The 20,140-nt window shown below is 70.6% G+C and carries 18 protein-coding genes and 1 tRNA gene; 5 read left to right on the top strand and 14 right to left on the bottom strand.

The features are described from left to right. Positions 1-16: 16 nt before the first annotated feature. The 3 genes from DC008_RS12385 to DC008_RS12375 all read right to left on the bottom strand — a co-directional run bounded on the left by DC008_RS12385 (position 17) and on the right by DC008_RS12375 (position 2,906). On the bottom strand, positions 17-487 hold the full coding sequence (locus DC008_RS12385; RefSeq protein ID WP_108707027.1) for a hypothetical protein: 471 nt from the start codon (positions 485-487) through the stop codon (positions 17-19). A gap of 58 nt (positions 488-545) precedes the next feature. Then, a complete protein-coding gene (locus DC008_RS12380; protein ID WP_123954002.1) occupies positions 546-2,276 on the bottom strand; it encodes an alpha/beta hydrolase in 1,731 nt (576 codons plus the stop codon). Between the two features lie 102 nt (positions 2,277-2,378). Beyond that, positions 2,379-2,906 carry a hypothetical protein gene (locus DC008_RS12375; RefSeq protein ID WP_108707025.1) on the bottom strand — a complete coding sequence of 176 codons (528 nt, stop codon included), beginning with the start codon at positions 2,904-2,906 and terminating at the stop codon, positions 2,379-2,381. Between the two features lie 110 nt (positions 2,907-3,016). Between DC008_RS12375 and DC008_RS12370 the strand changes: the two genes are divergently transcribed. The 3 genes from DC008_RS12370 (at position 3,017) to DC008_RS12360 (ending at position 6,731) form a co-directional block, all read left to right on the top strand. Next, a complete protein-coding gene (locus DC008_RS12370; RefSeq protein ID WP_108707024.1) occupies positions 3,017-3,748 on the top strand; it encodes a response regulator transcription factor in 732 nt (243 codons plus the stop codon). After that, on the top strand, positions 3,745-5,148 hold the full coding sequence (locus DC008_RS12365) for a sensor histidine kinase (RefSeq protein WP_108707023.1): 1,404 nt from the start codon (positions 3,745-3,747) through the stop codon (positions 5,146-5,148). Before DC008_RS12370 ends, DC008_RS12365 begins: the two co-directional genes overlap by 4 nt. 113 nt (positions 5,149-5,261) lie before the next feature. Next, positions 5,262-6,731 (top strand): glycoside hydrolase family 18 protein, encoded by a 1,470-nt coding sequence (locus tag DC008_RS12360; RefSeq protein WP_108707022.1) that lies wholly within the window; start codon positions 5,262-5,264, stop codon positions 6,729-6,731. A 222-nt stretch (positions 6,732-6,953) separates the two neighbouring features. Here DC008_RS12360 and DC008_RS12355 read toward each other — a convergent pair whose 3' ends face one another. The 4 genes from DC008_RS12355 to DC008_RS12340 form a co-directional block, all read right to left on the bottom strand. Then, entirely contained in the window at positions 6,954-8,372 is a 1,419-nt protein-coding gene (locus DC008_RS12355; protein WP_374207380.1) for a GH1 family beta-glucosidase, read from the bottom strand. Between the two features lie 130 nt (positions 8,373-8,502). Beyond that, the gene (locus tag DC008_RS12350) at positions 8,503-9,405 is read right to left on the bottom strand and encodes a carbohydrate ABC transporter permease (RefSeq protein WP_164492297.1); all 903 of its coding nucleotides are present in this window, start codon (positions 9,403-9,405) and stop codon (positions 8,503-8,505) included. Continuing rightward, complete coding sequence (locus DC008_RS12345) at positions 9,402-10,430, bottom strand: carbohydrate ABC transporter permease (protein ID WP_108707020.1); 1,029 nt, start codon at positions 10,428-10,430, stop codon at positions 9,402-9,404. Before DC008_RS12345 ends, DC008_RS12350 begins: the two co-directional genes overlap by 4 nt. After that, positions 10,427-11,752, bottom strand: a complete 1,326-nt coding sequence (locus DC008_RS12340; protein WP_108707019.1) for an ABC transporter substrate-binding protein — start codon at positions 11,750-11,752, stop codon at positions 10,427-10,429. The genes DC008_RS12345 and DC008_RS12340 overlap by 4 nt, the downstream gene beginning before the upstream one ends. Positions 11,753-12,130: 378 nt before the next feature. On the opposite strand from DC008_RS12340, the gene DC008_RS12335 reads away from it, so the two are divergent. Then, on the top strand, positions 12,131-13,189 hold the full coding sequence (locus tag DC008_RS12335; RefSeq protein WP_108707018.1) for a LacI family DNA-binding transcriptional regulator: 1,059 nt from the start codon (positions 12,131-12,133) through the stop codon (positions 13,187-13,189). A 67-nt stretch (positions 13,190-13,256) separates the two neighbouring features. Here the strand turns inward: DC008_RS12335 and DC008_RS12330 are convergent. The 4 genes from DC008_RS12330 to DC008_RS12315 all read right to left on the bottom strand — a co-directional run bounded on the left by DC008_RS12330 (position 13,257) and on the right by DC008_RS12315 (position 16,080). Beyond that, positions 13,257-13,329, bottom strand: a tRNA-His gene (locus DC008_RS12330). A 107-nt stretch (positions 13,330-13,436) separates the two neighbouring features. Continuing rightward, positions 13,437-14,039 carry an oligoribonuclease gene (gene orn, locus DC008_RS12325; protein WP_108707017.1) on the bottom strand — a complete coding sequence of 201 codons (603 nt, stop codon included), beginning with the start codon at positions 14,037-14,039 and terminating at the stop codon, positions 13,437-13,439. A 117-nt stretch (positions 14,040-14,156) separates the two neighbouring features. Then, positions 14,157-15,386, bottom strand: coding sequence for a helix-turn-helix domain-containing protein (locus DC008_RS12320; protein WP_108707016.1), 1,230 nt, complete (start codon positions 15,384-15,386; stop codon positions 14,157-14,159). Positions 15,387-15,762: 376 nt separating this feature from the next. Further along, positions 15,763-16,080: a hypothetical protein gene (locus DC008_RS12315; protein ID WP_055623447.1), complete on the bottom strand. Its 318-nt coding sequence runs from the start codon at positions 16,078-16,080 to the stop codon at positions 15,763-15,765. Between the two features lie 346 nt (positions 16,081-16,426). On the opposite strand from DC008_RS12315, the gene DC008_RS12310 reads away from it, so the two are divergent. Next, a complete protein-coding gene (locus DC008_RS12310) occupies positions 16,427-16,954 on the top strand; it encodes a universal stress protein (RefSeq protein WP_055623448.1) in 528 nt (175 codons plus the stop codon). 109 nt (positions 16,955-17,063) lie between these two features. Here the strand turns inward: DC008_RS12310 and glmS are convergent, their stop codons facing one another. From glmS to DC008_RS12295, 3 genes are all read right to left on the bottom strand, one after another. Then, positions 17,064-18,881, bottom strand: coding sequence for a glutamine--fructose-6-phosphate transaminase (isomerizing) (gene glmS / locus DC008_RS12305; protein WP_055623449.1), 1,818 nt, complete (start codon positions 18,879-18,881; stop codon positions 17,064-17,066). A gap of 14 nt (positions 18,882-18,895) precedes the next feature. Further along, positions 18,896-19,153: a hypothetical protein gene (locus DC008_RS12300; protein ID WP_055623450.1), complete on the bottom strand. Its 258-nt coding sequence runs from the start codon at positions 19,151-19,153 to the stop codon at positions 18,896-18,898. A gap of 85 nt (positions 19,154-19,238) precedes the next feature. Beyond that, positions 19,239-20,096: a DUF4429 domain-containing protein gene (locus DC008_RS12295; RefSeq protein WP_108707015.1), complete on the bottom strand. Its 858-nt coding sequence runs from the start codon at positions 20,094-20,096 to the stop codon at positions 19,239-19,241. Between the last annotated feature and the right edge of the window lie 44 nt (positions 20,097-20,140).

Below are 20,140 nucleotides of genomic sequence, written 5' to 3'. Positions count from 1 at the left end.
GGCTCCTCTCAGCCGGTCAGAACTGCTGCTGCTTCACGCCGGGCGGGAGCATGCAGGGGGTGCGTACGGAGAAGGAGAGGGCTTGAGGCTTCGTCTTCCCGGATCCGACGGTTTCGGCCGTGACCCGATAGAAGTTCTTCTTGTTATTGGCCCTGAACACAGCAGACTCGTACGCGTCCTTGAACTCCCGGTACCCGGTGACCTCGTACCCCTGCTGGGTGAGTTTCTGGCGGAGAGTCCTCACGACGCGGGTGTGCTCCGAGACGGGCGCTGGGGAATCGACGTAGTAGTAGAGGCTGTACCGGCCATCCTCGGCAACCTCGTCGTTGACCCCGAGGCAGTTCTCGAAGTGCACAGTGGCCGTTGAGGGAGTGAGCTCGACATCGGTGATCTTGGCCATGTACGCGGTGTAGTCCTTGGCCCATTGCAGCGCATCGTTCTTTTCCATCCGCGGCAGCGGGGTGTTCGCGTCGTCACCCTGGGACACGCAACCTCCAGTTGAGAGCAGGATCGCCGAGACAGCGAGCAGCATTCGCAGAACGGGCCTAGAGGCCGGGGACGATGTAGCCCTCAGGCGGCAACTCGGAGCCCTCCTTCGGAGCCTCTGTGGGCTGCCTGCCCGCAATGATCGCTCCCTGGTTGTCGAGGGACTCGCTGGGTCCGTACGGCCCTCTGTCCCAGTAGCCGCTATGGCCATGGGTGTCGACGCTGAAGTTGTTGCCACCGAAGCCTCCCAGCGTCGGGTCGCGGCCAAGGGTGTAACCGGAGGTGTTGTTGGCGACCGCGTCGTCCTCGGCGGTACCAACCCACACGTGCTCAGGATCCATCTGTAGATCCTCGGCCTCATCGACGGTCATGCCGGGACTGCCAACCGCGATCACGTCGTCCGCGCCCAGGCCGGAGCCCTCGGCTGCTGCCGCCCCCACGACTGTGGAGCCGTAACTGTGCCCGATCACGGTGGTGTGACTCGGCGATCCGTCGTGTGCGGCATGTGTTCCTGCTACGAACTGGCGCAGGTCGGGGGCGGCGTCCTCGGCTCGCCCGGTCCCACCGACGCTGTTGAAGTCGGTCGTGGACGCCTCAGGGGCGTCGTAGCCGAGCCAGGTGATCATGGCGACGCTCTCACCATGGGATCGGCCCTGCGCAGCGGACTGCAGCCTATCGATACGCTCGAGCTGACCGGGGACGGCGTCCATCTTGGTATTGGTTCCCGGCACTAGAATGCCGGTGTGCGCCGCGGTGTCCGGGTTGCCCATCGCGATGATGGCCCGGCCGTCGTCCTTGGAGTCGTAGCCGAGAAGGTAGAGCTCCTTGCCCTCGGGGGCGCTGTCCGACGCTTCGAGCCGGTCATTGAGCATCAGCAGGTTGTCGAGGCGTTTGTTGACCGTCTCGTCGCTGTCCCCGGGGAACCCCTCGTCCCAGTTGCCTTCCTGGATCAGATTGAGTTCTTGGCCGAGCGCCGTGCGGTTGGCGTCGTCCCGTACGTCCGTCGGCAGGCCGTCGGTCGCTCCGATCTGCTTCGGATAGAGGGTGGTGTAGGCTTGGCGCTCCTCCGGGCTGAGGGCCTTCCACCACTCGGCGGCGGCCTTCGGATCGTCCGAGGGGATCTGCGGGGCCTGGACGCCCACGGCCTTCATCGCGTTCTTGACGTCCTGGGCGGACTCCGCCGCCGCGTCATGGCTGAGCGGGTCGGTGAGGATGTCGCCGTTCAGCTCCCCGAGGGCCCGGGCGCCGTCGTTGCTCGCCTCGTGCGCGGCGGTCAGGGCGTCGTCCATGGCGGCACGGTGCTCCGTGAGCAGCCTGTTGCGTTCGGCGATGAGCTGTTGGGCGTCAGGGTCCTGGCGGGGGAGGTCCGACGCCGTCCGGTCGCTCACCCAGCCGTCCTCGTCGACGTCGAAGCCGTCCTGCTCCGCCCGCCGCACCGCGTTGCGCAGATCGGTCTGGGCCTGCTCCATCCAGAACCGGGTGGTGTCGAGGACCTCGGCGATGGCCATGGCCTCCGTCTCGACCACAGCGATGCGCGACTCGACGTCCTCCAGGTAGAACAGGGCCGCGTCGGCGTCGTCGCCTTTCCAGGACTGGTGCAGCGGCCCGGTCACCTGCCGGCGGTGGCGGTCGGTGAGCGAGTCCGTGGTCGTCGACAGCCCGCGCCAGACCTTGACGGCGGCCTCGAGATCGGAGAAGTCCTGCTTCATCAGCCGCGAGAAAGTCAGAAGCCATATCGGCTCCCACCTCGTCGGCCGGAGCCTTCCCCGGAACATGGCAGAACGGCCCAACTGGCCATGAGGCAACCCCCGTTGCTACTCATTCATGAGTTCGAAGCACTCAGCGTAGCCGATGCGTTGCCGGGGACTCTCGGGGGTGCCGGGACGGATGGGTCAGTAGGTCCCGATCTCCACCCGCGGCGGCCCGTCGTGCCAGGTGCAGAACACCGACACCCGGTCCGCGCCCGCGCTGAACTCGATGCGGATCCACGACTCCGTCTTCCACACCTGCATCGACCAGCCGGCGCCGGGCGCTGCCGAGACGAGGGACGCCGAGGACGTGCCGATGTCGAAGACGACCCGTCCGCCCTCGGTGTCGTAGCTCTTGACCTGGCCCGAGGTGTCCGGGGAGGAGGCGGGGCTGGAGGTCTTCGGCGGTGGGGTCGAGGGGGCGGAAGTGCTGGGCTCGCGGGTGGGCTTGGGGGAGCGGGGCGACGGACTCGGCGACGGCGTCGGCCGGTTGGTGGACGACGCCAGCGGCTCGGAGTCCCTCGTCGTCACGTCCGCCGCCGTGATGGGCAGGGCGCGCGGCCGGTCGTAGACCGTCCCGGCCATGACCGTGTGGACGCCCCACCACGACAGCGTGACCGCCGCGCCCGTGGCGAGCGACCACGCGAGTACGTGTACGACTCCTCTGTGCATCGCGGGCCATACTGCCTCACGCGCCCCACGGGTGTCGCGTCCCCGTCCACAGAGGCCGAGTTGTCCACAGGCCCGGACCGGTCTCACCGGCATGGCGTACGGTGCGGCGCATGGCAAGTGTGCTCGTGGTCGAGGACGACCAGTTCGTGCGCTCGGCGCTCATCCGGGACCTGACCGACGCCGCCCACACGGTGCGCAGCGTCGGCACCGCGCTGGAGGCGCTGCGCGAGGTCGCCCATTTCCGTTTCGACGTGGTCGTCCTGGACCTCGGACTGCCCGATCTGGACGGCTCCGAGGCCCTGAAGATGCTGCGCGGCATCACCGACGTCCCGGTGATCATCGCGACGGCACGGGACGACGAGGCGGAGATCGTCCGGCTGCTGAACGCGGGCGCGGACGACTATCTGACCAAGCCCTTCTCCGTCGAGCATCTGTCGGCGCGGATGGCGGCCGTGCTCCGCCGGGCCCGGGCCGCCGGGGTGGAGGCGGCCCCCTCCAGCGTGCTGCGCGTCGGCGGGCTGACCGTCGACCCGCTGCGCCGCCAGGCCGAGTTGGACGGGGTGCGCCTCGACCTGACCCGGCGCGAGTTCGACCTGCTCGCCTTCCTCGCCGGACGCCCCGGCGTGGTCGTCCCCCGCAAGGAGCTGCTCGCCGAGGTGTGGCAGCAGTCCTACGGCGACGACCAGACCATCGACGTCCATCTGTCCTGGCTGCGCCGGAAACTGGGCGAGACGGCGGCCAGCCCGCGCTATCTGCACACCCTCAGGGGCGTCGGCGTGAAGCTGGAGCCACCGGCCGAGCGGTCCGTCGGCGCGGAGAGCGCGGGGGAGCCGCCACGATGAGATGGGCACTGGTCAAGGTCTCCCTGGCGGTCACCACCATGGTGGTGCTCGCCTTCGCCGTCCCGCTCGGACTCGTCATCCGCGAGATGGCCCGCGACCGCGCCTTCTCCAACGCCGAGCGCCAGGCCGCCGCCGTCGCCCCGGCGCTGTCCATCACCACCGACCGGGACCAGCTGGAGCGCGTCGTCGCCTCCGCCGGGTCCGACTCCGGCATGGCCGTCCACATCCCGGCGTCGGGGAAGACCGCCGCCGTCGACCTCGGCCGGCGGCGGGCCGCCGAAGGCGACATCGCGACCGTGCGCCGACTGGGCCGCGCCTCCACCACCGAGGTCCCCGGCGGGTCCACGCTGCTCCAGCCGGTCGCGCTGAGCACCGGCGAGATCGCCGTCGTCGAGGTGTACGTCCCCGACTCCGAGGTCACCAACGGCCTCGCCACCGCCTGGGCCGTCCTGGCCGGTGTCGGCATCGCCCTGATCGTCGGCTCGGTCGCCGTCGCCGATCGGCTCGGTGTCCGTATGGTGCGGCCCGCCCAGCGCCTGGTCGAGGGCGCGCACGAACTGGGCGAGGGCAAGCTCGGCGCCCGCGTCCCAGAGGAGGGCCCGACCGAACTGCGGCTCGCGGCGGTCGCGTTCAACGCGATGGCCGACCAGGTCGTCCAGCTCCTCGCGAATGAACGGGAGCTGGCCGCCGACCTGTCCCACCGGCTGCGCACCCCGCTGACCGTGCTGCGGCTGAACGCCGCCTCCCTCGGCGACGGCCCGGCGGCCGAGCAGACCCGGGCCGCCGTGGCCCAGCTGGAGGGCGAGGTCGACACCATCATCCGCACGGCACGCGAGGCCAAGCCGCAGACGGTCGCGGCCGGGCCCGGCGCGGGATGCGACGCGGCCGAAGTGGTGCGCGAGCGGATGGCGTTCTGGTCGGCGCTCGCCGAGGACGAGAGCCGCAAGGTACGCGTGGCCGGCGTGGACCGGCCGGTGCGGATACCCGTGGCCCGGGCGGACCTGGCGGCCGCACTGGACGCCCTGCTCGGCAACGTCTTCCGGCACACCCCCGAGGGCACCGCCTTCGCGGTCGACGTGCACAACGGCGAGGACGCCGTGATCGTGCTCGTCTCCGACGCCGGGCCCGGCATCGCCGACCCCGAGGCCGCCATGGCGCGCGGCCAGGGCTCGGGGAGCGCCGGCTCGACCGGCCTCGGCCTGGACATCGTGCGCCGGCTCGCGGAGTCCACAGGCGGTGACGTACGGATCGGCTCGTCGGTGCTCGGCGGGACCGAAGTACGCCTGTGGATACAGCTCGACGGCCGGGCACCGGTCCGCCGAGGGCACCGCGGGACCGTACGGCGCCGCAGGCCCGGCCGATTGGTCTCGACCTTTAACCGCTCCCGATCCCTTCCTTAAGCGCACCCTAAGGTCCCCGGCCATCGCCCGGATCAGGACCTTTGTCCGAATTCCGATCGCTAGCGTGCTGCCGCACCCACCCCCCACTCCCGAACAGCGAAGGCAGACACGCGATGAGCACCCACCGGCGCAGGATCAGCGGCAGGAACAAGGCGATCGGCGGTCTCGTCGCCGCGGCCGTGGTCGGCGGCGGCGCGCTCGTGGTCACCGGGACCGCCCAGGCGGCCGGCGCCGGCGCCGTCTACACGAGGACCAGCGACTGGTCGACCGGCTACACCGCGCAGTACGTCGTCACCAACGACACCGGCGAGGTGAAGAAGGACTGGACGCTGGAGTTCGACCTTCCGTCCGGCTCGAGGCTCAGCTCCCTGTGGAACGCCGAGTCGAGCGTCCGCGACGGCCATGTCACGGTCACCCCGCCGAAGTGGGACACCGACGGCCTCCAGCCCGGCGAGTCCGTCACCGTCGGCTTCGTCGTCAACGGCACCGCGTCGCCCAAGAGCTGTCTCATCGACGGCGCCAAGTGCTCCACGGACGACACCGCGACGCCCGAGCCCAGCGGCCGTCCCACCGAGTCCGCGACCCCGGAGCCGACCCCCACGGCGACGGCACCCGAGCCCACCGCGACCCCCTCCGGTTCCGCCACCCCCACCGGCAAGCCCTCCCAGAGCCCGGGCACCGGCACCAAGGCATCCGCCGGCTTCGCCCCGTTCGTCGACACCTCGCTGTACCCGGCGTTCGACCTGGCCGCGAGCGCGGCGGCGACCGGCGTGAAGGACTACAACCTCGCCTTCGTCACCGACGGCGGCGGCTGCACCCCGAAGTGGGGCGGCGTCACCGACATCGGCGCCGACGCGGTGGCCGCCCAGATCGGCGATTTGCGCGCCAAGGGCGGCGACGTCCGTATCTCCTTCGGCGGCGCGGCCGGCAGCGAACTCGCCACCACCTGCTCCTCGGCGGACGCGCTGGCGGCGGCGTACGGCAAGGTCGTGGACGCCTACCAGCTCACCAAGGCCGACTTCGACGTCGAGGGCGGCGCACTGCCCGACAAGGCGGCCAACACCCGGCGGGCACAGGCGATCGCCAAGCTCCAGAAGCAGCACCCCGACCTGGACGTCTCCTTCACCCTCCCGGTCATGCCGGAGGGCCTCACCCAGCCCGGCGTCGACGTCCTCGCCGACGCCGAGCGGAACGGCGTGCGGATCGGCGCCGTCAACATCATGGCGATGGACTACGGCCCGGCGTACAGCGGCGACATGGGCGACTACGCCGAGCAGGCGGCCACCGCCACCCAGGCGCAGATCAAGGGCGTGCTCGGGCTGTCCGACGACGCCGCCTGGAAGACGGTCGCGGTCACGCCGATGATCGGCGTCAACGACGTCGTCACGGAGATCTTCAAGGTGGACGACGCCAGGCAGCTGGTGGACTTCGCCAAGTCCAAGGGCCTGGGCTGGCTGTCGATGTGGTCGGCGACCCGGGACCAGCAGTGCGCGGGCGGCGAGAAGCCGGCCGCCGACGCCACCTGCAGCTCGATCCTCCAGGACAAGTTCGCCTTCTCGAAGGCCTTCGCCGCCTACAACTGACGGTCTGCGACTGTCCCTCAGTAGATGACGGCGTTCAACCGAAGGCCTGCCACCGACGTCGCCGGGCTCACGCCCGGCGACGCGCGGCCCGCGCGCGACCGAGCGGGCCGCGCCACCCACGGGGGGCGCGCCCCGGCCGGCCTTCCCCCCATCCGGCCGGGGCGCGGCGCGTCCCCTATCCGCGCCGCGCCCCGCCCCCCGCTCCCGGCCCGAAGGACCGGTCTAGAAGACCTCGTCGACCTCGGGCAGCGTGCCCGTGCGGGCGGCCTTGCCGTACCAGTGGGCGCTCGACTTCGGCGTCCGCTCGAGCGTCGTGTAGTCCACGTACACCGCGCCGAAGCGCTTCTCGTAGCCGTACGCCCACTCGAAGTTGTCCAGCAGGGACCACAGGTAGTAGCCCCGGACGTCCGCGCCGTCGGCGATCGCGCGGCGGACCTCCGCGAGATGGCCGTGCAGATAGGCGATGCGCTCCGGGTCGTGCACCCGGCCCTCGGCGTCGGGCTTGTCGTCGTAGGCGGCGCCGTTCTCCGTGATGTAGAGCGGCAGGCCCGGCACCTCGCGCTCGTACCGCATGATCAGGTCGTACAGCCCGGTCGGGTCGATCGACCAGCCCATCGCCGTACGGTCGCCGGGCGGCTGGTGGAACAGCACGTCGTCCGCGGCGGGCCACGGCGAGTGCTCGCTCGCCCCGTGCCCGTCGGCGCGCGGCCCGGAGTGGTCGGGGCCGGCCGCGGAGACCAGCGCGGGGGTGTAGTAGTTCAGGCCCAGCGCGTCGAGCGGCTGGTTGATCGTGGCGAGGTCGCCGTCCTGGACGTACGACCAGTCGGTGAGCTGCCGGGTCGCGGTGAACAGGCTCTCCGGGTAGGCGCCGTGCAGGATCGGGCCGTGGAAGATCCCGTTGGCCAGGTCGTCGATCTTGCGGGCCGCCGCCAGGTCCGCGGCGTCCTGCGTCAGCGGGCGCACGGTGGAGGAGTTCAGGCTCAGCGCCACCGTGTTGCGGGCGGGCATCACCGAGCGCAGCGCCTTGGCGCCGAGGCCGTGCGCGAGGTTGAGGTGGTGGGCGGCGCGCAGCGTGGCGACCGGCTCGGTGCGGCCCGGCGCGTGCACACCGGAGCCGTAGCCCAGGAAGGCGCTGCACCACGGCTCGTTGAGCGTGATCCACTGCTCCACCCGGTCGCCGAGCGCCTCGCCGACGATCTGCGCGTACTCGGCGAAGCGGTAGGCGGTGTCGCGCTCCGGCCAGCCGCCCGCGTCCTCCAGCTCCTGCGGCAGGTCCCAGTGGTAGAGGGTGACGGCCGGCTTGATGTCCTTGGCGAGCAGCTCGTCCACGAGCCGGCGGTAGAAGTCCAGGCCCCGCTGGACCGCGGGCCCGCGCCCCGTGGGCTGCACCCGGGACCAGGAGATCGAGAAGCGGTACGCGCCCAGACCGAGGCCGGCCATCAGCGCCACGTCGTCGCGGTAGCGGTGGTAGTGGTCGACGGCCACGTCACCGTGATCGCCGCCGGCCGTCTTGCCCGGGGTGTGGGCGAAGGTGTCCCAGATCGACGGTGTGCGTCCGTCCTCCCGCACCGCCCCTTCGATCTGGTACGCCGAGGTGGCGGCGCCCCAGAGGAAGGTGGAGGGGAAGGACACGGGGGACATGGGCTCAGGCATGGAAGCGCTCCCATAGGAGGTCGTGGAGACCGACGAGTACGGGTGGAGGGAGGAGGGGGATGGGCCGGGGGCCGGGCGACGGTGACGCGGCCCCCGGGTGGCCGACGGGGAAGCGGCGTCAGCCCTTGACCGCGCCCTGCATGATGCCGCCGACGATCTGCTTGCCGAACAGCAGGAAGGCGATCAGCAGGGGCAGCGTGCCGAGCAGGGCGCCCGCCATGATCACCGCCTGGTCCGGGACATAGCCGGTGCCCAGCGAGTTGAGCGCGACCTGCACGGTCGGGTTCTCCTGGTTCAGGGCGATGATCGGCCACAGGAAGTCGTTCCAGGCGAACACGAAGGTCAGCAGGCCGAGGACGGCCATGGCGGGTCGGGCCGCCGGGAACACCACGTGCCACACGACCCGCAGACTGCTCGCGCCGTCCACCCGCGCCGCCTCGATCAGCTCCGTCGGCAGCGCCTGGAGCAGGTACTGCCGCATGAAGAACGTGCCGAAGGCGGTGCACAGGGTCGGCAGGATGACCGTCTGGAGCTGGTTCGACCAGCCGAGGTCCGCCATCCACAGATACAGCGGCACGACCGCCAGCTGCGGCGGGATCATCATGGTGCCGATCGTCAGCAGCAGCAGGACGCCGGAGAACCGGAAGCGGAGCTTGGCGAAGGCGAAGCCGGCGAGCGTGGAGAACAGCACCGTGCTGATGGTGATCATGCTCGCCACGAAGATCGTGTTGAACATGGCCGTGCCGAGGCCGCCCTCCTCCCAGGCCCGCTCCATGTTCTTGAAGAGGTTCCCGCCGAACCACAGCGGCGGCGGTGTCTCGGCGAGGCGCTGGTTGGTGCGCGAGGCCGCGATGGCCGTCCACACCAGCGGCGCCAGCGAGATCAGCGCGAACAGCGAGAGCACGACATAGGTGAGCGGTCCGGCGTGCAGCTGCTTGCCGGCACCCATCACCCGGGGCCGCTCACGGCGGGTCTTCGCGGGCTCCTCGGCCCGAGAGGGCGTGAGTTCTGTCGCGGTCATTGGGACTTCCTCAGCCGTCGGGAGATCAGCAGCTGGATCACGGCGACTATCAGCAGGATCAGGAACATCGACCAGGCGATCGCGGACGCCTTGCCGAGGTTGCCGATGATCCAGCCCTGGTCGTACATGTACAGACCGAGCGTCTGGTACTGGTGCTCGGAGCCGCCCTTGGAACCGGAGACGCCGCCGAACAGCAGGGGCTCGCCGAAGAGCTGGGTCGCGCCGATCGTGGAGACGACCACGGTGAACAGGATCGTCGGCCGCAGCTGCGGGATCGTCACATGGATGAACTGCTGCCAGCGGTTGGCGCCGTCGATCGCCGCGGACTCGTACAGGTCGACCGGGATCGCCTGCATCGCGGCCAGATAGATCAGCGCGTTGTAGCCGGTCCAGCGCCAGATCACGATGGAGGACACCGCGAACTGCGAACCCCAGTCGGACTCCCGCCAGTTGACCGGGTCGATGCCGACGAAGTCGAGCAGCCAGTTGATCATGCCGCCGTCCCACGAGTACAGCAGGACGAAGACCAGCGTCGCCGCCGCCACCGAGGTGGCGTACGGGGTGAGCATCACGACCCGCCACACGGTCGAGCCGCGCAGCTTGTAGTTGAGCAGATGGGCCATGCCGATGGCCATGACCAGCTGCGGCACCGTGGAGATCACACCGATGGTGAAGGTGTTCCACAGCGCGTTCCAGAAGAAGTCCGAGGACAGCAGGTTCTCGTAGTTCTTCAGGCCGGCCCAGGTCTGGCCGTCGAGGTTGGCCAGCTGCACGTCGTGCAGCGAGTACCAGGCCGTGTACAGCAGCGGGACGAGCGAGAACGCCCCGAAGACGATGAAGAAGGGGGCGATGAACGCGTACGGCGACGCCTTCATGTCCCAGCGGTACAGCCGGCTGCGCCAGGAGTCGTTCCCCGGAGGCGGCGTACCGCGACCGTGAGCGCGGGGCGCCGCGCCCGGCTGATCACCGGGCGCGGCGTCGGCGCTCGACGCGGGATGCGCGAGGGCCTGCTTGGGACTGCTCACTGGCCGAGCACGTCCTTGATCTCCGCGGTGGCGGCGTCCCAGCCCTGCGCCGGGGACTTGCCCTTCTGCTCGACCTGGAGGATGCCGACGTCGGTGATCGCGGTGCCGATCGGCTGGTCCTTGGTGCCCAGGTACTGGGTCGGGATCGTCTTGGCGGAGTCCGAGAAGATCTGGGTGATCGGCGCGCCGGAGAAGTACTCCTGGGTGGCGGCCGCCGGCTTCAGGCTCCCGTACGCCGACGGGGTCGACGGGAAGCTGGCCTGCTTGGCGAAGACCTTGGCCTGCTGCTCGGGCGCGGTCAGCCACTTCGCCAGCTCGACGGCCTCCTTCTGGTGCTTGCTCGCCGTCGGCACGCCGATGAACGAACCGCCCCAGTTGGCCGCGGTCGGCGCCGCCGCCACGTCCCACTTGCCCTTGCCGGCCTCACCGGACTTCTCCTGGATGTAGCCGATCATCCAGGCGGGGCAGGCCACGGTGGCGAAGGTGCCGTTCGCGTAGCCCTGGTCCCACGGCTTGTCGAACTGCTTCAGCTTGGCGGACATGTCGCTGGTCGCCACGTCCATGGCGACGTTCCAGGCCTTCTTCACGCCGGCCGACTTGTCCCAGACGACGTTGCCGTCCTTGTCGTAGTACCGCTCGACCTCGCCGCCGAGGGCCGCGTTGTAGACGGAGGACGCGGAGTCCACGAACTTGGTGCCGCTCGGCGCCTTCTTCATGTACTTCTTGCCGAGGTCGACGTACTTGCCCCAGTCGCCCTTCCACTGCTCGGCGAGCTTGGTGCGGTCGGTCTCGAGGCCGGCCTTCTCGAAGAGGTCCTTGCGGTAGCAGATCGCCATCGGGCCGATGTCGGTGCCGAGACCGATGAGCTTGCCGTCCTTGGTGGTGGCCTGGGTGTTCTTCCAGTCCAGCCACTGGGACTTGTCGACCTCCTTGCCGAGGTCGACGAACTTGTCGGCCTGGGTCTGGACGGCCTCGGTGATGTTGCCGACCTCGATCGCCTGGATGTCGTCGGTGCCGGCGCCGGCCTGGAGCCGGGTCAGGGTCTTGGGCCAGTAGACGTCGGTCCGCGTGGTGACGTTCTCCTTGATGGAGATGTCGGGGTGCGACTTCATGTACTCGTCGTAGAGGCCGGCCTGCTTGTAGCCGAAGACACCGAAGGTGCCGATGGTCAGCGTGGTCTTGCCCCCGCCGCCGTTGCCACCGCCCTCGTTCGAAGAGCCGTCGTCCGAGTCCTCGGCGCAGCCGGCGAGCAGCCCTGTCGTCAGCGCGGCTATGGCCGCGAGGGCCATCAGCCGGCGGGACCCGCGGGTACTCGTGCGCATTGCGTCCTCCTGTTGCCTGACGTGCCGACCCCCCGGCCAACTGCACTGTTGGGCCCGTTCATCTTGCTAGCTGCGGCTCGGGCGGGGAACGTGCGGGACATGTATGTGTCAGGTACTGTGGGAGCGCTCCCACAGGTGATGAGTTGAAGGGTCGTCGGTCGGAGCGGGGGTGTCAAGGGACCGGACACGCACTTCTGCGTTCAGTTATCGGCCTGTTAACAAACGCCACCGCCCGGGGGCTCGGGGAGTCAAATCGGCCGATTTCGACGGCACTTGGCCGATGGGGGGAAGTCGATCACTGCCCCCCGCACCCGGCTCCGTCCCCGACGGGGCTGTTAAATTCCAGGCCGACGACACGGTCAACGGGAGGCGGAGCCCATGGCAACCCACGGAACGCGGGGCCGCAGCGGCGGCCGGCCCACCCTTGAAGAGGTGGCGGCCCGGGCCGGCGTGGGCCGTGGCACCGTCTCCCGCGTGATCAACGGCTCGCCGCGGGTCAGCGACGCCACCCGCGCCGCGGTGCAGGCGGCGGTCGCGGAGCTGGGGTACGTCCCCAACACGGCGGCCCGCGCCCTGGCGGCGAACCGCACGGACGCGATCGCGCTCGTCGTGCCCGAGCCGGAGACGCGCTTCTTCGCCGAGCCGTACTTCTCGGACATGCTCAAGGGTGTCGGCGCCGAGCTGTCCGACACCGAGATGCAGCTCCTGCTGATCTTCGCGGGCAGCGACAAGGAGCGGCGCCGGCTCGCCCAGTACCTGGCCGCGCACCGCGTGGACGGCGTCCTGCTGGTCTCGGTCCACGCCGACGACCCGCTGCCCGACATGCTGGCCCAGCTGGAGATCCCCGCGGTGATCAGCGGCCCGCGCTCCGCCGCGGAGACCCTGACCTCGGTCGACTCCGACAACTACGGCGGCGCCCGCTCCGCCGTCGAGCACCTGGTGTCCCACGGCCGGAGCCGGATCGCGCACATCACCGGGCGCCTCGACGTCTACGGCGCCCAGCGCCGCGTCGACGGCTACCGCGACGCCCTGCGGGACGCCGGCCGCCCGGCCGACGAGCTGCTGATCGAGGCGGGCGACTTCACCGAGGAGGGCGGGGTCCGGGCGATGCGGGCGCTGCTCGAGCGCTGCCCCGACCTGGACGCCGTCTTCGCCGCCTCGGACGTGACGGCCGCGGGCGCCCGGCAGGTGCTGCGCGAGGCGGGCCGCCGCATCCCGGACGACGTCGCGCTCGTCGGCTACGACGACTCCGCCATCGCCCGTCATATGGAACCGCCCCTCACCAGCGTCCGTCAGCCCATCGAGGAGATGGGCCGCAAGATGATAGATCTCCTGCTCACGGAGATCGCCGACCGGCGGCCCGCGGTCTCCCGGGGCCTGACGGAGCGGACGCAGGTGGTGCTGGCCACGGAGCTGGTGACCCGCGCCTCGTCATGAGCGCGCCACACGGAGCGGGAAAGCGATCAGCCGGTGACCTCCACGAGGTCACCGGCTGATCGGTGAGGGTGAGTGACGGGACTCGAACCCGCGGCATCCTGGACCACAACCAGGTGCTCTACCAGCTGAGCTACACCCACCATGACCGGCTCTGGGTTTCCCCGACCGGCCGAGAAAAAGTGTACAGGGTCCGAAGGGGTGCTCGCGCACACATTCCGCGGCGCCCCCCTGGACCCCCCTCACACCCCTACTGATCAGGCAGGACGTGCTTGGCGGCGATCGCCTTCGCGGTGTCCGAGTCGGGCCCCGGCTGCGGTACGAAGACGGCCTCGCGGTAGTAGCGCAGCTCTGCGATCGACTCGCGGATGTCGGCGAGGGCGCGGTGGTTGCCGTTCTTCTCGGGACTGTTGAAGTAGGCGCGCGGGTACCAGCGGCGGGCCAGCTCCTTGATCGAGGAGACGTCCACGATCCGGTAGTGGAGGTAGTCCTCCAGCGTCGGCATGTCGCGCAGCAGGAAGCCCCGGTCGGTGCCGACGGAGTTGCCGCACAGCGGGGCCTTGCCCGGTTCCTTCACATGCTCGCGGACATAGGCGAGGACCCGCTCCTCGGCGTCGGCGAGCGTCGTGCCGCCGGGGAGTTCGTCGAGGAGACCGGACGCGGTGTGCATCTGACGCACCACCTCCGGCATCGTCTCCAGCGCCGCGTCCGGCGGGCGGATGACGATGTCGACCCCCTCGCCGAGAATGTTCAGCTCGGAGTCGGTGACGAGGGCGGCAACCTCGATGAGCGCGTCGTCGGACAGCGAGAGGCCGGTCATCTCGCAGTCGATCCACACCATGCGATCGTTCATGCGACCACCCTAAAGCGGGCTCCCCCTTTTGGGAGGCCCGGCGTCCCTGCAGGCGCATCCGGCAAGCGGCGCCGGGACACCGGGCGGGCGGCGGTGCGCCCGCCCGGCGTCACGAGGTCATGCTCCGCTGCGCTGCCCGGGCAGGCTCGCCCGGCCGCCGACGTACAGCTCACGCCCGTGGTCGGCGGGTGAGGGCGACCCCACGGGAGCGGGGGTGCGCCGGGTCTGCAGCGGGACCGGTCCGCCCTCCGGGTACGGGCTGGGCGGCGGGCCCTGCGGTGTGTGCCCGGTGCCGACCGCGGGCTCCGGCTCGGTGGGCCGGTCGCCCTGCGGGCGCCGGGCGCGGTACGCCGCCCGGTACGCGGCCGGCGAGGAGCCGAGCTGGCGGCGGAAGTGCCCGCGCAGCGCCACCGGCGAGCGGAAGCCGCAGCGTCCGGCGACCTCGTCGACCGAGTAGTCGGACGTCTCCAGCAGGCGCTGCGCCTGGAGGACCCGCTGGGTGATCAGCCACTGCAACGGGGCGCTGCCGGTCAGCGAGCGGAAGCGGCGGTCGAAGGTGCGGCGGCTCATGTACGCGCGGGCCGCCAGCGTCTCGACGTCGAACTGCTCGTGCAGGTGCTCCAGCGCCCAGGCGACGACCTCGGCGAGCGGGTCGGCGCCGATCTCCTCCGGTAAAGACCGGTCGAGGTAGCGCTCCTGACCGCCGGTCCGGCGCGGCGGGACCACCAGACGGCGGGCGAGCGCTCCGGCCGCCTCGTTGCCGTGGTCCGTCCGCACGATGTGGAGACAGAGATCGATTCCGGCCGCGGTGCCGGCCGACGTCAGCACGTCGCCGTCGTCGACGAACAGCTCCCGCGGATCGACGTGGACCGACGGATAGCGCTTGGCCAGTGTCGGCGCGTACATCCAGTGGGTCGTCGCCGGACGGCCGTCCAGCAGGCCGGCCGCCGCGAGGACGAAGGCGCCGGTGCACAGCCCGACGATGCGGGCGCCCTCCTCGTGGGCCCGGCGCAGCGCGTCGAGCGCCTCCTCCGGTGGTGGTGAGGTGATCGAACGCCAGGCCGGCACGACGACCGTGCCCGCCCGTGAGATCGCCTCCAGTCCGTGTGGCGCGGTGAGTTCCAGGCCCCCTGTGGTCCGCAGTGGGCCTTCCTCGCCGCCGCACACCAGCAGTCGGTAGCGCGGCACGCCGGCGTCCTGGCGGTCTATACCGAACACCGACAGCGGTATGGAACTCTCGAAGATGGGGCCGCCGCTGAACAGCAGCACCGCGACGATCTCCTTGCGGCGTCGCCCGGAGAGTTTCCGGGCCGCGGCTTCCGGCGCGGCAGTGGAGTCGTGGCTCATCCTGCTAAGCCCCCCTCGGTGGTCGCGGCTCCTCGGTTGTGTCGCTCCTGCACGTTTCCCCTCGGTCCTGCACGAGTCCCCCGCCGTAACAGTCAAGATCGAATCTACTGTGTCGCGCGGTGCCGCAGTGGCCGGTTCGGCACTCGGCACATTGTCGACTTGGCAACTTGGCGTGAAGCATTCGATCACGAAGCGTTGCACTCACGGGCCGTGCAGGGAAGTACGCCTTGTGGCAGTGGCCGATCCCCATACGGTGCCCGGGGGCTTCCAGACCCTTTCCGTGCAGGTGGGGCGGGGGTTGGGGGGTGTGAACGGCCAGGGATGCCCGCGCTGCGGAAGTTGGCTGAAAAGCGACGTACGCGTGCGCGGAAACCGGTCAGCCGCCCGGTGTAATCCGCCCGGTGTGCCGTCCGCCCCGGTGCGCGCCGGTCCCGGTGCGATGGTGACGGCCGCGGCGGCGCGGCGAAGGGCCGGTGCGCTCCATGTCCCGCTCGCGGACCGCGCCCCGCTCCGACTGGCGCAGCAGCAGCCGGCAGGCGGCGGTGACGGCCGCGAGACCGAGGGCGGTGCCGGCGGCGCCGGCGAACGAGGTGCCGTACCAGAGGAGCACGACGGGGACCAGGACACAGCTGAAGGCCGCCCAGCGGACCACCTCGGTCACGCTGTCCTCGGAGGGGGTGCGGGGTCCGGTCATGCGTGCGTGTGCTCCTGGGCTCCCTGGGGTACGGCTCGTGGTGATCAACGCCGGGGAGGGGCGGTCGGTCACTGGTGGACGGCCGGCTTCTCGGCGGCGGAACGTGCATCCTGTGCAAACCGCCTGTACACCGCAGCAACCATTGCGTTACGGGCGCCCCCTCGTGCATGCTCCCTGGAACCCGTACGGACCTCGCGCGGGTATCTGGGCGAAGGAGGCGTGCCGCCGTACCCTTGGGGTATGGGCTTGGGAAGACCATTCCCGGACACCGCCACGCGCAGACCGCCGCATCCGACGAGCTCCGCTCGCGAGCCCATCCATAAAGGATCACAACGCCGAGACAGCCATGGCCGGTCACGAATTCTTCGAACCAGCGGACCGCAAGCGGCCCGTCGCCGATCCCACGGCGGCCGATCCCCTCGCGGCGGAAGAGTCACGCCACTCCTGCGATCCCGCCTTCAAGCACGGTGTCGTGGTGGGCTTCGACGGTTCCACGTCCAGTGAGCGCGCCCTCGCCTACGCCATCGGCATGGCCCATCGCTCCGGGGCGGGCCTGATCATCGTCCATGTCGCCAACCGGCTGCCCACCACGGTGTGGGCGGGCTGTGAGCCGCCGGTCTTCGTCGACGTCCCGGACCACCGCACCGAGGTGCTCGGCCTCGAACTGGCCTGCGCCGACTACCTCGCCGAAGTTCCCTGGATCCTGGTCGAGCGCGGCGGCGACATCTGCCACGAACTCGAGGAGGTCGGGGTGGAGTACGAGGCGGACGCGATCGTGGTCGGCTCCACGCACGGCCTCGTCGGCCGGCTCTTCGGCTCCGTCGCCGGGCGGCTCGCCAAGCGCGCCAAGCGCCCGGTCGTCGTCATCCCCTGACGCGGCCCCTCCCCGACGCGCCCTCGCGCGCCGGGCGTTCACCCCGTCCGACACGCACGAACCCCCCGCGCGCCGAAGCGTCACGAGGGGTCCGCGGGGGTCGCGCCGCCTACTCGACGGTGACCGACTTGGCCAGGTTGCGCGGCTTGTCGATGTCCCGGCCCAGCGCCAACGCCGTGTGGTAGGCGAGGAGCTGGAGCGGGATGCCCATGAGGATCGGGTCGAGCTCGTCCTCGTTCTTCGGGACCACGATCGTCTGGTCCGCCTTCTCCTGCGGCTGGTGTGCGACCGCGAGGATCTTGCCGCTGCGGGCCTTGATCTCCTCCATCGCGGCGCGGTTCTTCTCCAGCAGGTCGTCGTCGGGGACGATCGCGACCGTGGGGAGCGCGGGCTCGATCAGGGCCAGCGGGCCGTGCTTGAGCTCGGAGGCCGGGTAGGCCTCGGCGTGGATGTACGAGACCTCCTTGAGCTTCAGGGAGGCCTCACGGGCGACCGGGTAGCCCCGGACGCGGCCGATGAAGAGCATCGAGCGGGCGTCGGCGAACTGCTTCGCCAGCGCCTCGATCTCCGCCTCCTGCTCCATGATCTCGGCGATCTGGGCGGGCAGCTTGCGCAGGCCCTCGATGATCCGCTTGCCGTCGCGCACGGACAGGTCGCGGGTGCGGCCGAGGTGCAGGGCGAGCAGCGCGAAGGCCACCGTGGTGTTGGTGAAGCACTTCGTGGAGACCACGCAGACCTCGGGGCCGGCGTGGACGTAGACGCCGCCGTCGGCCTCGCGGGCGATCGCGGAGCCCACCACGTTCACGACGCCCAGCACCCGGGCGCCCTTGCGCTTGAGCTCCTGGACGGCCGCGAGGACGTCGTAGGTCTCGCCGGACTGGGAGACGGCGATGTAGAGGGTGTCGGGGTCCACGACCGCGTTGCGGTAGCGGAACTCGGAGGCCGGCTCGGCGTCGGCGGGGATCCGGGCCAGCTCCTCGATCATCTGCGCGCCGATCTGGCCCGCGTGGTACGAGGTGCCGCAGCCGAGGATCTTCACCCGGCGGATCTGCCGGGCCTCCCGGGCGTCCAGGTTGAGGCCGCCGAGGTGCACGGTGGAGAAGCGGTCGTCGATCCGGCCGCGCAGCACGCGGTCCACGGCCTCGGCCTGCTCGTGGATCTCCTTGTGCATGTACGTGTCGTGGCCGCCCATGTCGTAGGAGGCTGCCTCCCACTCGACGGTGGTCGGCTCGGCCGTGGTGCGGGTGCCCTCGGTCGTGTACGTGCGGAAGTCGTCGGCCTTGAGGGTGGCCATCTCGCCGTCGTCCAGGGTGACTATCTGGCGCGTGTGGGCGACCAGCGCGGCGATGTCCGAGGCGACGAACATCTCCTTCTCGCCGATGCCGAGGACGACCGGGGAGCCGTTGCGGGCCACGACGATGCGGTCCGGGAAGTCGGCGTGCAGGACGGCGATGCCGTAGGTGCCCTCGATGAGCCGGACGGTCTCGCGGACCTTGTCCTCGAGCTTCTCGGCCTCGGAGCGGGCGATGAGGTGGACGAGGACCTCGGTGTCGGTCTCGGAGAGGAACTCGACGCCGTCCGCCTCCAGTTTGCGGCGCAGGTCGCCGGCGTTGTCGATGATGCCGTTGTGGACGACGGCGACCTTGCCCTCGGCGTCCAGGTGCGGGTGGGCGTTCACGTCGGAGGGGGCGCCGTGGGTGGCCCAGCGGGTGTGGGCGATACCGGTGGTGCCCTTGAAGCGCGCCGGGACCTTGGCCTCCAGGTCGCGGACCCGGCCCTTGGCCTTCACGGTCTTCAGGCCGGCGGTCTTCGGGGAGGTGACGGCGATGCCCGCCGAGTCGTACCCGCGGTACTCCAGGCGCTGCAGGCCCTCCAGGAGCAGGGGTGCGACGTCACGCTTCCCGATGTATCCGACGATTCCGCACATATGAAGAGGTACCCCTAGCCGTAGACGATCCGGCGCAGCTGCCGGAGCGAGAGCTCCGGCGGTGCCACCGCCCGGTATTTCAGGTCCGCCTCGATCCGTTCGAAGATCGTCGCGTTCACCAGGCCCTGGGCCTGGAGCTCGCGGTGGCGGCGACGGACGAACTGCTCGGTCGTCTCGTCGAAGTAGGCGAGCACGTCCTGGATCACCCTCAGCGCCTCGCCCCGGTTCAGGGGCGTGCTGCGAGTCAGATGATCAACGAGGTCGTCGTGCACGGACTAGATCCTGGGGTATGCGAGATCCCTTCGCAAGAATTCTGCCCGATATCGGGCAGGCGGCCACCGATGGTGGGGTTCTCTGCTACATCCGCTTCAGAACGGCCTGCTTGGCCGCCGCGAACTCCTCGTCCGTCAGGACGCCCGTGCGATGCGGATCGCCCAGTTCGCGCAGCCGCCGCAGCAGGACGTCGTGGTCCTCGGGTTCCGGCTGCCGCGGGATCGCCTGTTCGGGTGCGGGGGCGGCCGGATGGGGGATGCGGGCCTGCACCGCCGCCGCGACCAGCGCCATCAGCGGGTCCTTCTTGAACCCCCACAGCTCCACCGCGTGCGGGTCGTACTTGGGCGGGGTCGTGGCGGACCCATGGCGCACGACGAAACGGAGGTGGCCGTTCTCCAGGCCGACGGCCGGCTGCCACTCCACCGCGCGGACGTCCGAGACATGGATGCTGCGCGGCCCGCCCGCGGCCTTGGCCTCCTCCGTCTTCCAGTTCCACTCCAGCCGCACCTGCTCGCCGTCGAAGCCGGCCGTGCCGTCCCCGGCGGAGAAGGACAGCGGCACCGAGGGGCCCGGCAGCAGATACCGGTCGACGGGGTCGGCCGGGACCTCGTCCAGCAGCAGCGCGTTGCGGACCTCGTCCACCAGGTACTCCGCGACGCCGTACCGGTCGGGCTCCACGACGAGCTGGTACGGGTCATGGGGCTCGGTGAGCCGCCCCCCGGTGGCCAGCAGCAGCGGGTCGGCGCCGTCGCGCAGCCGCAGCCTGAGCCGCCCGGACCGCTTGCCCTGCTCGAACGAGATCCCGGCCAACGCCCCCAGCGGCACCACGAGTTCGCCCAGCGTCGCGCGGAGCACACCGACGCTCTTGTCGCGGCCGGGGATCAGCCGCAGGGCGTCGCCGTCGAAGATCCACGTGCCGTCCCTCTGGATGATTTCCGCCATGGGGTGGATTGTTCCATCCGGGTCGCGAGAGAGTGGTCCAGACC

The sequence above is a fragment of the Streptomyces nigra genome, from assembly GCF_003074055.1.
Classification (GTDB): domain Bacteria; phylum Actinomycetota; class Actinomycetes; order Streptomycetales; family Streptomycetaceae; genus Streptomyces; species Streptomyces nigra.
The sequence above is the reverse complement of the archived record's forward strand: the minus strand, read 5'-3'. Positions and strand labels throughout refer to the sequence as shown.

Excerpts from the sequence above, each read along its gene's own strand:
- DC008_RS12375 (WP_108707025.1), bottom strand. The coding sequence starts at position 2,906 with ATGCACAGAGGAGTCGTACACGTACTCGCGTGGTCGCTCGCCACGGGC.
- DC008_RS12370 (WP_108707024.1), top strand. The coding sequence starts at position 3,017 with ATGGCAAGTGTGCTCGTGGTCGAGGACGACCAGTTCGTGCGCTCGGCG.
- DC008_RS12365 (WP_108707023.1), top strand. The coding sequence starts at position 3,745 with ATGAGATGGGCACTGGTCAAGGTCTCCCTGGCGGTCACCACCATGGTG.
- DC008_RS12360 (WP_108707022.1), top strand. The coding sequence starts at position 5,262 with ATGAGCACCCACCGGCGCAGGATCAGCGGCAGGAACAAGGCGATCGGC.
- DC008_RS12355 (WP_374207380.1), bottom strand. The coding sequence starts at position 8,372 with ATGTCCCCCGTGTCCTTCCCCTCCACCTTCCTCTGGGGCGCCGCCACC.
- DC008_RS12350 (WP_164492297.1), bottom strand. The coding sequence starts at position 9,405 with ATGACCGCGACAGAACTCACGCCCTCTCGGGCCGAGGAGCCCGCGAAG.
- DC008_RS12340 (WP_108707019.1), bottom strand. The coding sequence starts at position 11,752 with ATGCGCACGAGTACCCGCGGGTCCCGCCGGCTGATGGCCCTCGCGGCC.
- DC008_RS12335 (WP_108707018.1), top strand. The coding sequence starts at position 12,131 with ATGGCAACCCACGGAACGCGGGGCCGCAGCGGCGGCCGGCCCACCCTT.
- orn (WP_108707017.1), bottom strand. The coding sequence starts at position 14,039 with ATGAACGATCGCATGGTGTGGATCGACTGCGAGATGACCGGCCTCTCG.
- DC008_RS12320 (WP_108707016.1), bottom strand. The coding sequence starts at position 15,386 with ATGAGCCACGACTCCACTGCCGCGCCGGAAGCCGCGGCCCGGAAACTC.
- DC008_RS12315 (WP_055623447.1), bottom strand. The coding sequence starts at position 16,080 with ATGACCGGACCCCGCACCCCCTCCGAGGACAGCGTGACCGAGGTGGTC.
- DC008_RS12310 (WP_055623448.1), top strand. The coding sequence starts at position 16,427 with ATGGCCGGTCACGAATTCTTCGAACCAGCGGACCGCAAGCGGCCCGTC.
- glmS (WP_055623449.1), bottom strand. The coding sequence starts at position 18,881 with ATGTGCGGAATCGTCGGATACATCGGGAAGCGTGACGTCGCACCCCTG.
- DC008_RS12295 (WP_108707015.1), bottom strand. The coding sequence starts at position 20,096 with ATGGCGGAAATCATCCAGAGGGACGGCACGTGGATCTTCGACGGCGAC.